We start from the raw sequence: 13960 nt of genomic DNA on the forward strand, positions 1-13960 counted from the left end.
GATATCGTCAAATCGTAAGAATATGAAAAAAATAATCATCGCTTTTGCTGCGATTCTTTCAACGCTTTATTCAACTGCACAATCTACCGTTAACATCATGAATGGAGTCGTCTTTTTCGATGGATATGCATCCGTTGTTAGCGACCCAACTCCAGCAGGTGTCATTCGATTCCGAAATGATTTACTGACAAAACAAATCAGTTCCCAACAATTGGATTCGATCGGAGATCAATTAACCATCAAAGTGACTATTTCAGCACTTTGCGATAATTACGACCGCATCGGAGGAGTGAATTTAGCAATGGTTCCTAAAGGAAGTACCACTTACAACACGGAAACTGTTCCGAAAATTGAAATCGGTCGTTTTATTACACCTTTCATGAATAAGAACGTACAGCCAACTTCGGTACCGTATACTTTTGTAGTCAATAACATTGCCCAAATTCTCAATTCATCCGAATTAAATGCACTGTATGATTTTTGGTTGGAGTTGGAAGTCTTTGGTGTTCCTTATGCTGCAAATACGCAAGTTTCGGGATGTTCCGGAAGAAACGATGTGTTCCAGGGGCGAGTTGACTTCATCACAAACAATTCCAATTCGAATTATGATCCGAGTGTTGCGATTATGCCTTTGTCTTTCAAAGCAAATTTTAATAACTATCAAGCCGGGGCATCAGATGCTGTCGGAACAACTGTTAAAACGATCAATTTCACGACTACACAAACCATTTACGATGCAAAATTCTATTTGATTACATCCAATCATGGAGCTGGAAATAATGGCGAAGAATATGTGAGAAGAGTGCACAACGTAAGCTTCGACGGAAATCCAATCTTAACTTATACTCCGGGAGGAAAATCTTGCGAACCATATCGTCAATACAATACTCAGGGAAATGGAATTTACGGCTCTACTCCGCAATCAACTTCCTGGTGGACGAACTGGAACAACTGGTGTCCGGGAGATACAATCGCTATTCGAAAAATCAGCTTGGGAACCTTAACAGCCGGAAATCATTCTTTTCAAATCGCAGTACCTGCAGCTCAGTTTTCAGGACAGGATGGAAACTTCCCGCTTTCACTTTATTTACAAGGAAGTAAAATAGAAGTATTGGGGTTGGAAGAATTGAATCACTCATCCTTTACGCTATTTCCAAATCCGGCAAAAGATGCGGTGCAAATTCAAACCGAGAAAGAATTTTCTGCCATTGAATTAATCGACGCTTCCGGAAAAAGAATGCTTACAGAAACTAAAAACACGCTCAATCTTATCGGATTGGATTCAGGAATTTACATCATTCAAGTTCATTTTACGGACGGAATGAAAAGTAGCCAGCGCTTCATAAAGCAGTAGTTTATATTCAGTTTACGTTTAAAAAAGAGAAGTATTTTAAAGTACTTCTCTTTTTTGTTTTACCCCATTACCTGCTTGAATGTAAATTTCCGGTCAAAGAACAATCTGAAAACGGGAATATTCCTTAACTTAATCATCGGTAACTTTACTCTTGCTTAAATGCACACGAGGCTATCCCGCTGATTGCGCAGATTTACTCTAAACATGTGAAAAACATCCGTGTACATCTGTGTTCCTCTGTGGGAAATAAAACACCGATTATTTAAATAAAACACCATGGAATACCGCATTGAAAAAGATACGATGGGCGAAGTAAAAGTCCCGGCTGAAGCCTATTGGGGAGCCCAAACAGAGCGCAGCATTGAAAACTTCAAAATTGCACAGGATATCAGCAAAATGCCCAAAGAAATCATTCGTGCCTTTGCTTACCTCAAGAAAGCCGCAGCACTGACGAATCTGGATGCAGGAATTCTTCCCAAAGAAAAATCAGACCTCATCGGACAAGTAGCAGACGAAATCCTGGCGGGAAAACTGGACGATCAATTTCCATTAGTTGTTTGGCAAACAGGAAGCGGAACCCAAAGCAATATGAACGTCAACGAAGTGATCGCTTACCGTGCCCATGTGCTGAACGGCGGAGCTTTGACCGACAAAGAGAAGGTGCTTCACCCGAATGACGATGTGAACAAATCGCAATCTTCAAACGACACCTTCCCTACTGCGATGCACATAGCTGCATACCAAATTCTCATGGAGGTGACCATTCCGGGAATCGAGAAACTGCGTGATACCTTGGCTCAAAAAAGCACCGATTACATGAAAGTCGTGAAAATCGGTCGGACGCATTTCATGGATGCCACTCCCTTGACCTTAGGCCAGGAAATCAGCGGATATGTCAGTCAGTTGAATCACGGATTGAAAGCCATCAAAAACACATTGACTCACCTGAGCGAATTGGCTTTGGGTGGAACTGCTGTCGGAACGGGAATCAACACACCTCCGGGATATTCCGAGAATGTAGCAAAACACATTGCAACGTTGACAGGCTTGCCTTTCATCACCGCAGAAAACAAGTTCGAAGCATTGGCAGCACATGATGCGATCGTGGAAGCGCATGGAGCATTGAAAACAGTAGCCGTTAGTCTGATGAAAATCGCGAACGACATCCGCATGCTTTCTTCCGGTCCACGAAGCGGAATCGGAGAAATCCACATTCCCGACAACGAACCGGGTTCTTCCATCATGCCCGGAAAAGTCAATCCAACCCAGTGCGAAGCCTTGACAATGATTGCTGCACAAGTGATGGGAAATGATGTGACAATAGGGATCGGAGGTTCAAACGGACATTTCGAACTGAATGTATTCAAACCCGTCATGATTGCCAACTTCCTGCATTCTGCGCGATTGATCGGAGACGGATGTGTTTCCTTCAACGACAAATGCGCAGTAGGAATCGAACCGATCACTGCAAACATCAAGAAACACCTCGACAACAGTTTGATGCTCGTAACGGCATTGAACCCCAAGATCGGTTATTACAAAGCTGCGGAGATTGCACAAAAAGCCCATGCAGAAGGAACAACTTTGAAAGAAATGGCGGTGAAACTGGGTTATCTGACAGCAGAAGAATTTGATCAATGGGTGATTCCGGAGAAAATGGTATAGAGAATTACGAATTGAAAAAAATCTGTAGACACGCGATTAATCGCGTGTCTACAGATTTTTTCATTTATCTTTAAGCATTCAACCGAAAGAAATGGAACCGATCAAAATCTTAACTCCACAGAAGAAAATCCCTTTCACCCTTGCAATTGCAATACGACTTCTGGTTCTAATTCCAGTTTTCGGAATATCCATTCTCATGATGGTAACTGGTTATCAAGGTGTTCAGAAAGGGGATATCGTTGAAGTTCCTACGCTGTTGGGAGGAATTCTATTCTTTATGGTTTCAGGATCCTTACTGATAAAAATCTTCATTCTGGAGAAGATTCGGCTTTCGCAGCTTCAATACCTATTTTACATAGATCGATTGGTGATTTACAATCATTCAAAAAACAAAATTCTTCACGAATTATTCTTCAACAATTTTCCTTCGTTTACCTTTCATGAGAACTTAACCAATTTCGGCTTTATTGTTATCGGAAAGAACGAGCCAATTATGGCACGAGGAGGAATATTTGGTCAAAAAATTGGCGTGAATATGACAGATCCTGAAATCATGCTCGAGAACTTACCCGAAGTGAAAAAGGAGTACTTGTTTCTGAAAGAATTAATCGCAGATACCCAATCAAAATGACACATCCCGCACGTGCGGGATTTGCCCAGTGGTAGTGAGGGATCCAGTTAATCTCCGTAAGCCATCAACCCGCTCTGTTTAGAAAGTGCCGAATCAATCAATTCAAGGAGTTTCTTTACATCCGTATCGGAATACCATTGCTTATCCTCAATCGTTTGAAGCATTTGTTTCAACAAGGTTTCACCCCATCGAAAATCGGAGTAGTAATCAAATCGACCGTCAATCATTCCTTTTTGGATCAGATTATCAAAAGTCTCTGTGTTCCTCCGTGGGAAATTATTTCATTCGTAATTAATGCGGTGGCGGTCCAAATGGTCCATGCTCTTCTGGCTTCGTTTCCCTCGTCTCAGGAGCCTTTCCGAAATTGCGTAAGTTATACGTCACCGTGAACATGTAGTAACGGTTCAATACGTTCGACTTCACGTCTTCGATATAGGATTCCGTCACGTTGCGCGTAATGCTGTTGTTGTTATTCAGGATATCGAATACCGAAACACGCAATTCCAATTGTTTCTTCTTCAATAATTTGTAACCGATTCCACCGTTCCACAACATGATCGTCTGGTTGTATCCCGAACCCAAACCTGCATAGGCATTCACCGAATAAGTACTGTTGATCACCAGGCGTTCCTTGATAATCCAATTGAAGCGGGCATTGATATTGTGCAGGAAATACTGGTTCTGTGACACATTTTGGCTCGTGTTCACCACATTGTTGAAGTTGAGTGTATAACCGACCGTGAAATCAATATTCTCACTGATGTTGCTCGAAACCGTCAATCCTCCGTTCGCATTGGCCGTTTTTGCCTTGTTAACCACATTGTTGATCAGACCCGGAGCAACGGTATACGCACCACCCAGGTACAAATTCATATTCAGTTTCAACTTCGTGAGGGCGAAACCATAGGAAACCGTTGAGCGTGCATTCCAGCTTCCATCCAGGTTCACCGGCTGACGGAACTGCGCTCCGCGTTGCAACACCACATTTCCATTCACCACCGTATCACTCGTTGCAATGATGGTTCCATTCGAAATGTAATTTTGGTTCATTTCCCCTCCGAAGAACACATTGAAGTTCGTTGCCTTCTGCACATTCGTGGCATTGAAACGCCCGAAAACGCGGTGATTGTACTGCTGCTTCAGATCGGGGTTCCCGGAAGATAAGGACAGCGGATTGGAGTTGTCAATCGCATTTTGTAATTGGTCGATGGTAGGATTTCTAGTTCCGGCGCGGTAGGCGAACATCAAGCTTTTCGACTTCGTGAAATCGTATTTGAAACGCATGTTCGGCAAGATTGAGTTGAAAGACAGATTCACATCGCGGTCAGTTGGGAACTCTTGTACGTTCATCAACAAGGAATTCTGATAACTGACTCCCAATTGAAATCCCACTTTTTTCTTCTGGTAACGGAAATTGGTTCCTCCTTCTTGCACAATCGTTTGGTTTTCGAAGACATTCGAAAGTGTCGTATCCATGAACGAATAGGAATTCGTGATCGAATCAAAATCGTAGGTACGTTTGTCCGCATTGCTCACCAGGTAGGAAGGCGCATAGAAAAATTCGCTCGACCAGGCAACGCTCAAAGGTTCCGTGAACGAAAAACGCCCGTTCACACCATAGCCGTTCGTTTGATTATCTGTTTGCTGATTGAGTGACGCCAAGGAATCCTGGTTCAGTTCATTGTAGTAATGCGATTCCGATTCCTGACCGCTATTTCCTTCTTTCAAGGTGTAAGTTCCGGTAATGTTTGCCGAAAACGTTCGTCTGGGTTTTACAAAACGGTGACGCCACAAAACACTCGTACTCGCATTCAATCCTTTGCTGTCGCTGAAAGTCTGGTTGTTGATCCGATTGATCAGTCCGCCATCGCTGTCTGTAGTCGTTCCATCCGTTCCTTGTGTTTTATTATTCCCCTGGTAACTCAATTTGGGATTAATCACCAAGGAATTCATCGAATCCAATGCAATATCGAACTTGAAATTCAAGCGGTGATTCGCATTCTTCATCAGGGCAGTAAAGTCTTCCTGGTAATTCTGACCTGCCGTAGTCGACAAGACATAGTTTCTATTCGTCACTTGTGAGTTATCGGTATTCGATGCGTTGAAGAAGTAGCTTCCACTGACCTTCGTCTGTTTCTTCGCTCCCCATTTATCGGAATAATTTAATCCCAATCCATGCGAGGTACTTACTCCACTTTGCTGCGACACGAGGTAATTTTCGTTATCGCTTGCACCCGGTCCACCACGACCGCCGGGTCCGCCTCTACTTTGAGTACTTGCCGTTGAACCGGTCACTCCCAAAATATCATCCGTGGAGAAATTTTGCTGGTTCACATTATTAGACATCCCAACCACTGAAAAGCGACGTGTTCCCTTGAAAAAGTTCACATTCGCACCCGCCATGTACAAGTCGTTCGGAGTTCCGTAACCCGCATAGAGTTTCCCAAACTGTCCGTTGCTCTTCCCCGATTTCGTAACAATATTCAAAGCCTTCGCCTCATTTCCATCTGAAATCCCGGTAAACTTCGCCTGGTCACTCGCCTGGTCGTACACCTGGATCTTCGAAACGATCTCTGCAGGTAAATTCTTCAAGGCTGCCGCAGCATCATCCCCGAAAAACTCCTGTCCGTCGATCATCACCTTCGTGATTTGTTCACCTTGTGCCTTCACCACCCCATTCTCCAGGGTAATTCCCGGCATTTTCGTGATGAGGTCCTGCACGGTCGCATCGGGATTGGTCTTATAGGAATCCGCATTGTATTGCGTGGTATCGCCTTTTTGTTCTACCCGAACAGCATTTGCTTCCACCGTCACACCATCGATCAGCTTCGCATCGGTCTTCATCAGGAAATCCAGCACCGTCTTCCCTTTCGGAAGTTCGATGAGCTTGACTTGATCCGCATATTCGAAGACGCTGACCTTCAGGAAATAGGTTCCGGGCTTGAGATCCATCAGCGTATAAACCCCATTCTCATCCGAAGCCGTGACCTTTACCACCGCGGAATCCGGCACGGAAAGCAACTCCACGCGCGCATCCATCAGAGAAGTCTGTTTGTCGGTGATCTTACCGGAAAGTTGGGTTTGTGAGTAGCTGCTAAAAGCAAAAAGAAAGGAAATGACAATTGTAACAAGTCTGGAACGAATCTGCATAAAATGGGTTTGTGTATCTCTTGGATGGTTTCCGGAGCGAAAGGTTTATTCATTCATCAGAAAAAATCGGTGGAAGCAAGCAAAAATCGTGCCCTGAGGAATTCTCTAAGCTCTTTTTTACCGCAAAGAATTTAAGAGCGCAAAGTAATGCCATCCAACCTTTGCGCCTCCGCGTCCTTTGCGGTTAAATTAAAAGCTTTACTTTTGTATGTAACGTACTTCGGACAATCAATCCATGAAAACAGCCATCCTCATTCTATTTCTCTTCACAGGACTTTCCCGTGCCAATGCACAATTCGACGTGCTTACCTATACCAATTATGTGATCCGGGACATGATCACCTTTGACAACAAACTCTTTATCGGCGGGCACTTCACGAGCTTTCAGGACACAATTGAAAGTTATTGGACGGCTTATTACGACGACGGGCTCATTGTACCTCACACCAACCCTATCGGCGGCGGCGGCGCAATCGAGTTTGCAGTTTTTGATAACGAACTATATGCTGTGGGAGACTGGATTTTTCCCGGTGGTATCCATACCGGAGTTGTCAAATGGAACGGCACAACCTGGGTAATGGAAGGCGAATCAAGTTTGGTGCACGGTAATATTCACGTGATCGGAAACTATTTATATGTCGTCGATATTTACGGGCTCATCCGTAGGAAAGCAGCGGGAGGGACCTTCGAAGTGTTCAAAGACTTATCTGCAGAGCCAGACGCCTACTTTGATGAAGTCAGCAGTTACCAGGGGAAGCTTTGCATCATGGGCTCGTTCGTAGAATTAGAAGGCGTTCCGGTTCGCAACATTGCTCTTTGGAACGGTACTACCTGGGAATCCCTCGGCACAGGCATGAGTCCGAGTATATTTAAAGCATTGGTTTACCAGAATGAGCTCTATGTAGCTGGCATAATCTACGAAGTGGATGGTCAGCCTATAAAACATATCTCCAAATGGAACGGCACTTCCTGGTCGGACGTTGGAATGAGCGTTACCGGGAATGGCGGGAATGGAATACGTAACCTGGTTATTTGGGGAAATAAGCTTTTTGCATTCGGTGAATTCGACGAAATAGGTAACCAACCTGCTGACGGTATTGCCAGCTGGAACGGACAACAGTGGACAACTTACGTCGTTCCCCACCCTGAATTGGTGCTGTGCGCAGGAGCAGTTTATAACGGCCGCCTTTACTTCGCAGGAATGGATCCGTTTATGGACCGCGTCAACGTTTACGGTTACTCAGGTGATTTACTAAACCTGGATGAACCTGAAACAATGACACCTGCCATTTATCCCAACCCATCAAATGGGATCTTTACTTTATCGGAAGATTACCAGGGGAACGACTACGAAGTACTGAATGCCTTGGGACAACGGATCATGACAGGAAACACTTCTGTTGTCGACCTTTCCGAGCAAGAAAAAGGTGTTTACTTTCTGCGTTTTGTAGATGAAGATTCCGAGGTTATTCGGTTGGTGAAGGAGTAATAAACAGGAATTTTATCTCCCCAACATCTTCTCCCGGATCACCATCGGATCATAATCGAAATATTCCATGTTCATGCGGTGGGACAATTCTTTTGCCAGGTCTTCACTCTGCGACTTTTGCGGAAGTTTCGTCAGCTCTCTTTTACCGCGGTAATTACTCCCAAGCAGACAAACGGCAAACAGATAATCCGTATAACTGGTTGATTGTGTAGAACGGGTATAAGCCGTGGTAGTTTGTTTCACCGGAACCACCGTCAAAATTCCATACTTCCGGTAATTAATCGTTTTCCCGATCTTGATAAAACCCAAATAAGCTGTATACTCCCGAATCGTCTCCCTTTCCAGATCAACTACCACATGATTGCTCGTAAACGTGATAAACACCCCGACCAAAAACAAGCCAATCCCTATATACATATTCCCAAAGAAGGACAGCGGCGATAATCCTAAGAAGATATAACCCAGGATTAAAACGTTCGAAGGGAATACTTTCCCGTTTCTAAAATGAAGATCCATTGGTTGGTCAAGCGTGTCCATGTTGATTTTTTTGCGAAGGTAGGAAATTACTTAAGAAGAGAAACCCGTTTCGGTAAACCACATTTATTTTCTTCTCAAAATGTGGTAAATACTGAAAATGAGGGTGAAGCGTGAAAGTTTCAACTAAAAACACTTGTGAAGTGTAAGAGAATTTGCATGTTTGTTGCCTACTAAACACGAAAACTGAAACTAATGAATGCATCCGGTAACGAATTCAAAAAGAATCCGACACTAATCACTGAATCCAGAATTAAAATCGAAAAACCCGCAGAATTTGAAGAATCCATTTTCAACGAAGTTTACCGATCAGCCAAACAAATTGTTCTGAGAACCCTAAAGCGTCATGAAAACTACGACGATCTGGATCATCCTTACAATAACATTATTGCTTTTACAGGTGAACGGGGAAAAGGAAAATCCTCAGCAATGATTTCTTTCCACCGTGCATTGAAATCTATTCAAAAAGGGATGCCCGGAAAGACTTTTTTTGAAAAATTCTTTCATGACGACGAACCGAAATACCGATTTATCAGCTTAGGAGAAATCGATCCGTCTCTCTTCCGTGGAAAGGAAAGTTTATTCGAAATTGTTTTAGCAAAGATGTTCGGCTTGTTCAAAGAATCCCTGGAAAGCAATAACTCATCCAGTTACTCTGATGAAGATCGCAGGGAATTAGTCAAGCACTTCCAAAACGTGTTCGAAAACTTAAAGTACACTACGGGAAATCACAAGGATGAATTGTACAAACAAGAAGCATTGGATTCCCTGATCAAGCTATCTACCAGCAGTAACTTGTATGAGAGTTTTCAAAAACTCGTCAATTGTTATTTAAGGGTACTCGGAACACATCAAAGCAACTATAAAAATTTTTTGGTCATCGCCATTGATGATTTCGACCTGAAAATCGAAGGGGTTTATGAAATGCTGGAGGATCTTAGGCAATTTCTGATCTCCAGGAATGTTATCATACTGATTTCCTGTAAGATGGAGCAAATACAGGAAACGGTACTGACCAGTATCTATTCCTCTTTCTTTTCACAATTGGGTCAAAACAAGGAATTACTGGAAAGCATTATCAACGAGAGCGAACTAAACGGAAAAGCGGAAAAGTATGTCTCCAAACTCGTTCCTTTATCCAGGAGGATCGTTTTACCGGATATTGACAGTATTGTTTATAAGAAAAGACCCTTGTTAAATGAAATCCCGAAACAAGTATTGGAACAGCTCAAAATCTATGTCAACCCGGATTTATTCAATGCCTTTTACCCGGAGACCCTGAGGGAATTCAATTCCTTCGAAAAAATTGCTGGGGAGGATTTGAAAGATCAAGACGATCGACTGGATTATTTCAAACATTACCTGGCCGAGAAGCTCTTAAGCATCAAGTTAAACCGCAATCTCTCCGAATTGCTCATCGGTTCAAGTTCGAAGAATTACATGACTCACTTCAAACGAATTCTTCAGAAACTACTCTCGGATCTGAATCCACCAACTAAAAACAGTACTAAAAATGAGAAGGACACTTCCGCTTCTTACCCGGAAATTATCAGGTTGTACCGGCAACTGCTAACCGAGATCCCGAAGTATGAAACTAATTTGCAAAAACTTGTCAGTCTCTATCGTACTTACTTTAATATCTTGTATTTTGAAGCGATAGAAAACGAAAAAAATCCCTATTTCAAAATATACGACGAGGGACCACTATTTCCGATCCCTCTTCCAGATAATCGGAGAATAAAAGAATTAACTGCCTCCAAAGCAGTGATTTATTCTTTTGGAGAACCAAAAACCGAATTTCCTTTGCAGGACAGCGAATCAGATACCGAAGAAAACCAACTGGAGCTTTCTCCTCCCAATTGGATTTTATATCATAATGCCGAATTAGCACAGTTCTTTAATCTCGATTTAGCAATGAAGTATTTCGACTATTATGAATCCGCTAAAAAACAAATTGCTCCCAGGAAATCTAAAAATGCTTCTGATACACTCTCAATTCAACTTTCAGCAAGCAAAGACGCAGCTGATATCCTGATATCAAACCTTTCTTTCAGCAAGGAACCTACTAAAAAAGGAACGAGCAGTGGTAGTCAAGAGAACCACGAAGAGAATGAGAGCTTGGAGAAAATCAAAAAGTCAATCCGTGATTCTAAATTTTATGCGAAATTTTCCGATATCGAAAACTTCTTGAAATCAACCAAAAACGGATGACCCAATGGACAACCTCAGAAACAGCATCAAACTCTATTTCAGTGAACTGGACCCGGACAAGGTATTGTCAAAAAATAGCGGTGGGTTTCAGAAAATAACCAAAAATGAGTTTATTCACTCCTCCTTTTCCCTGAGTGCTTTTGATAACCGTACACACGACGAATTGGACAATCTTTACCAGAAAGTGACGGAAGACTGGATGTATGCTCCGGGGCAACAACACGCCGAAAGAGGCTGTTCTTCCCCTTTTTATCTCCTGACGCATTTCAATGAACAAGTATTAAAAGAAGTCGAAACAGAACCCTTTGTTCGTTTCCATCACCTCCTCAAATGGCGGGATTTGACCTTTCATCTGGGAGAAGATGCTTTCACCACTTCGTTCCTTGCTTACCGGGATACTGTTGCAAACAAATCACGCAGATATTTTTCCTGGCGACCAGTATTATTTTCCGATAACAGGCGCCTGCACGAATTGCTTCAGAAAGGGGTTGCAGAAAATCACTCTCACCTTTGGGCTTCTAGCTTAACCTTTGATTTAAGCTGGATTGCATTGGTGAATCACTTTCCCAGTTTACGTGAAAAATTGCGGGATTTTCAAAAAAAATACCGCCTCAATGGAAAAACTTCACATCAGTTCAATACGGAAACCGTTGAATTTGAAACCTTAGTGAAAAAAGCCATTGCTTTGCGGCTGGTTTTATGGAAAAGTGTTGATTTTTTTGAAAAACGACTCGATGTTGATGGTTATACTCCCCGTCCGACCGATTACACGATTGAAAACCAATCAAAACCGGTCGTTATCAAGAACCTTCGCGCCTATCTATTGTGCAACGAAATACTTGGTTTTGATATCGAGGATTTATTTCATCCGTCCAATAATATCGACTCGCATGCACTCAAAATGAATTTCGAATCGATTTTAAGCAACATTTCAATACTTGCGCAAGAATCCGGATTAAAATTGCCTCACAAAGGGAAGAAAAAAGTAGTGGACTACGCTTTAACCGATGACATTCATCCTCAAAATTTTAACGGATGCTATTTTGTTTCAGGTGAACGAAGACTCTTATACCGGGCTTTTAGCGCCATATACACCAGCTTAGGAAGCAAACGCGAAGTAGAAACACTGGAAAAATTGCTCCAGGCCTATTTACTCATCAAAAATATCTTCCGAAAAGAAATCATTCAACTCAATGAACGCTACGGCTTTTCCAATTTCAAGGAATTCCAGGACCGAAAATTCCTCTTCCTAAGCAGTAATTCATTGTATACCACTATTTTTCTGGACATTACCTTGAATTACAACAGACAATTGATGCACATCACTTCCAATGAGATGCGTATTGGCACGGAAGATAATGTTTACACACTGAAAGAAACCATCCGAAATGTTTTACGCATACGGGAGTACCACGAATCCGAATACGATTGGGAAAAACAATTATTGGGAGTCAGCAATCCGCTAAAAATTATCACGGAAGAAAGCATCCGGCTGAAGGAAAACAAGCCGAATGAATTGTATTTTGTTATTCATTTTTTCAAAAGAATCGATCAACTGTTTTATTCCAACAGTACAAAGAATCACAGACACAAACGGGAAATTGAAATCAAACAGGCCGTGACCTCGAGGGATGCGATTCTTCGAAAAATCGTCCGGCAACAAGCTAACGCGTTACGCGAACTTCGCGAGAGACATCCTGATTTCGCCCAATGGATTCGGGGAATTGATGCTGCATCCGTTGAAATTGCCGCCAGACCTGAAGTTTTTGCTCAAGCATTCCGCATGTTGAAATACCATCAATTACGCCACAACGATGCAGATATCAAAGGAAAATTGGTTAACAACCGACTGAACATCACTTTTCATGCCGGAGAAGATTTTTTCGACATTGTAGACGGGATGCGCTACATGGATGAATGCATCCGCTTTTTAGGGATGGAACGAGGTGACCGCTTTGGTCATGGAGTCGCCATTGGCATAGATGTATCGAAATATTATGAACTCAAAAAACAGAAAATCCTGTTATCCAAACAAATGCTTCTGGACAACATTGCCTGGCTATTGTCCAAAGTACGTAAATTCGGTTTATCACATCACCTGAACGAGGTCTATCGCTTGGAAAATCTCTATAAAAGCCTATTCAGCGAAATTTTCATCAATTCATCAACCGGTGAATCGCAGCAACAAATCAACTACCCGCAGTATTACGATGCCTGGAAATTGCGCGGAGACGATCCAGCTATTTACTACGACTATTTTGGCTACCGGCATGTTTCGGAACACCGTTCGATCCATGATTATTTTGAACGCATGACGGCTATTTCCTACTGGGACAGGTGTGGCTTAAACCAAACCAATAGCAAACTGGACTCCATTCGGAAGCGAAAAGAAATTTCCCGGATCTATTTTGAGTATCATTACAATCCGGATGTTCAAAATAAAGGAGCAGAAATCAAGCAATTTGAAATCACTCCCGAATACCGGAAATTAGTAGAGGACGTACAACTCAAAATGGCCGAACACATCGGGTATCTGAATATTGCCATAGAAACGAATCCGACATCCAATTACCTGATCGGTCCGATACACCGCTATGTTGAACATCCGATTACACGCTGGTATAATCTGGGATTGGAAACCGATCACGAAAAAATTCAGAAATCACCTCAACTTTCCGTTTCCATCAATACAGACGATGCCGGAATTTTTGCAACTTCACTGGAAAATGAATACGCACTTCTTGCTATCGCACTTGAAAAAGAAAAAGATGAGTTTGGCAAACCGAAATACAAACCTGCCATGATTTACGATTGGCTGGACCGGATAAGAGAAATGGGACTTCAGCAAAGTTTTCTCGGAAGTCAACACAAAAAAACAAACACTTAATTTTCAGTCCTGCTATAAAGTTAGAAGATTGAAAAAAAA

9 protein-coding genes are annotated in these 13960 nt (G+C 42.5%); 6 read left to right on the forward strand and 3 right to left on the reverse strand.

From position 1 onward, the window contains the following. Positions 1 to 22 precede the first annotated feature (22 nt). The 3 genes from AAG807_RS08160 (at position 23) to AAG807_RS08170 (ending at position 3650) form a co-directional block, all read left to right on the forward strand. Positions 23 to 1354, forward strand: coding sequence for a peptide-N-glycosidase F-related protein (locus AAG807_RS08160; RefSeq protein WP_341902231.1), 1332 nt, complete (start codon positions 23 to 25; stop codon positions 1352 to 1354). A 276-nt stretch (positions 1355 to 1630) separates the two neighbouring features. Beyond that, positions 1631 to 3019: a class II fumarate hydratase gene (gene fumC / locus AAG807_RS08165; RefSeq protein WP_341902233.1), complete on the forward strand. Its 1389-nt coding sequence runs from the start codon at positions 1631 to 1633 to the stop codon at positions 3017 to 3019. 91 nt (positions 3020 to 3110) lie between these two features. After that, positions 3111 to 3650: a hypothetical protein gene (locus AAG807_RS08170; RefSeq protein WP_341902235.1), complete on the forward strand. Its 540-nt coding sequence runs from the start codon at positions 3111 to 3113 to the stop codon at positions 3648 to 3650. 47 nt (positions 3651 to 3697) lie between these two features. Here AAG807_RS08170 and AAG807_RS08175 read toward each other — a convergent pair whose 3' ends face one another. Together AAG807_RS08175 and AAG807_RS08180 are read right to left on the reverse strand one after the other, a co-directional pair. Then, the gene (locus AAG807_RS08175) at positions 3698 to 3877 is read right to left on the reverse strand and encodes a hypothetical protein (protein ID WP_341902236.1); all 180 of its coding nucleotides are present in this window, start codon (positions 3875 to 3877) and stop codon (positions 3698 to 3700) included. Between the two features lie 64 nt (positions 3878 to 3941). Then, on the reverse strand, positions 3942 to 6800 hold the full coding sequence (locus AAG807_RS08180) for an outer membrane beta-barrel protein (protein WP_341902238.1): 2859 nt from the start codon (positions 6798 to 6800) through the stop codon (positions 3942 to 3944). A gap of 235 nt (positions 6801 to 7035) precedes the next feature. Here AAG807_RS08180 and AAG807_RS08185 point away from each other — a divergent pair, with 235 nt between their 5' ends. Then, positions 7036 to 8289 (forward strand): T9SS type A sorting domain-containing protein, encoded by a 1254-nt coding sequence (locus tag AAG807_RS08185; RefSeq protein WP_341902240.1) that lies wholly within the window; start codon positions 7036 to 7038, stop codon positions 8287 to 8289. 12 nt (positions 8290 to 8301) lie between these two features. Here AAG807_RS08185 and AAG807_RS08190 read toward each other — a convergent pair whose 3' ends face one another. Beyond that, entirely contained in the window at positions 8302 to 8826 is a 525-nt protein-coding gene (locus tag AAG807_RS08190; protein ID WP_341902242.1) for a hypothetical protein, read from the reverse strand. A gap of 192 nt (positions 8827 to 9018) precedes the next feature. On the opposite strand from AAG807_RS08190, the gene AAG807_RS08195 reads away from it, so the two are divergent. After that, complete coding sequence (locus tag AAG807_RS08195) at positions 9019 to 11034, forward strand: hypothetical protein (RefSeq protein ID WP_341902244.1); 2016 nt, start codon at positions 9019 to 9021, stop codon at positions 11032 to 11034. 4 nt (positions 11035 to 11038) lie between these two features. Further along, on the forward strand, positions 11039 to 13921 hold the full coding sequence (locus AAG807_RS08200) for a hypothetical protein (protein WP_341902246.1): 2883 nt from the start codon (positions 11039 to 11041) through the stop codon (positions 13919 to 13921). Positions 13922 to 13960 lie beyond the last annotated feature (39 nt).

The sequence above is a fragment of the Fluviicola taffensis DSM 16823 genome (assembly GCF_943372375.1).
Taxonomy (GTDB): Bacteria; Bacteroidota; Bacteroidia; order Flavobacteriales_D; family Crocinitomicaceae; genus Fluviicola; species Fluviicola taffensis_A.

Excerpts from the sequence above, each read along its gene's own strand:
- AAG807_RS08160 (WP_341902231.1), top strand. The coding sequence starts at position 23 with ATGAAAAAAATAATCATCGCTTTTGCTGCGATTCTTTCAACGCTTTAT.
- fumC (WP_341902233.1), top strand. The coding sequence starts at position 1,631 with ATGGAATACCGCATTGAAAAAGATACGATGGGCGAAGTAAAAGTCCCG.
- AAG807_RS08170 (WP_341902235.1), top strand. The coding sequence starts at position 3,111 with ATGGAACCGATCAAAATCTTAACTCCACAGAAGAAAATCCCTTTCACC.
- AAG807_RS08175 (WP_341902236.1), bottom strand. The coding sequence starts at position 3,877 with ATGATTGACGGTCGATTTGATTACTACTCCGATTTTCGATGGGGTGAA.
- AAG807_RS08180 (WP_341902238.1), bottom strand. The coding sequence starts at position 6,800 with ATGCAGATTCGTTCCAGACTTGTTACAATTGTCATTTCCTTTCTTTTT.
- AAG807_RS08185 (WP_341902240.1), top strand. The coding sequence starts at position 7,036 with ATGAAAACAGCCATCCTCATTCTATTTCTCTTCACAGGACTTTCCCGT.
- AAG807_RS08190 (WP_341902242.1), bottom strand. The coding sequence starts at position 8,826 with ATGGACACGCTTGACCAACCAATGGATCTTCATTTTAGAAACGGGAAA.
- AAG807_RS08195 (WP_341902244.1), top strand. The coding sequence starts at position 9,019 with ATGAATGCATCCGGTAACGAATTCAAAAAGAATCCGACACTAATCACT.
- AAG807_RS08200 (WP_341902246.1), top strand. The coding sequence starts at position 11,039 with ATGGACAACCTCAGAAACAGCATCAAACTCTATTTCAGTGAACTGGAC.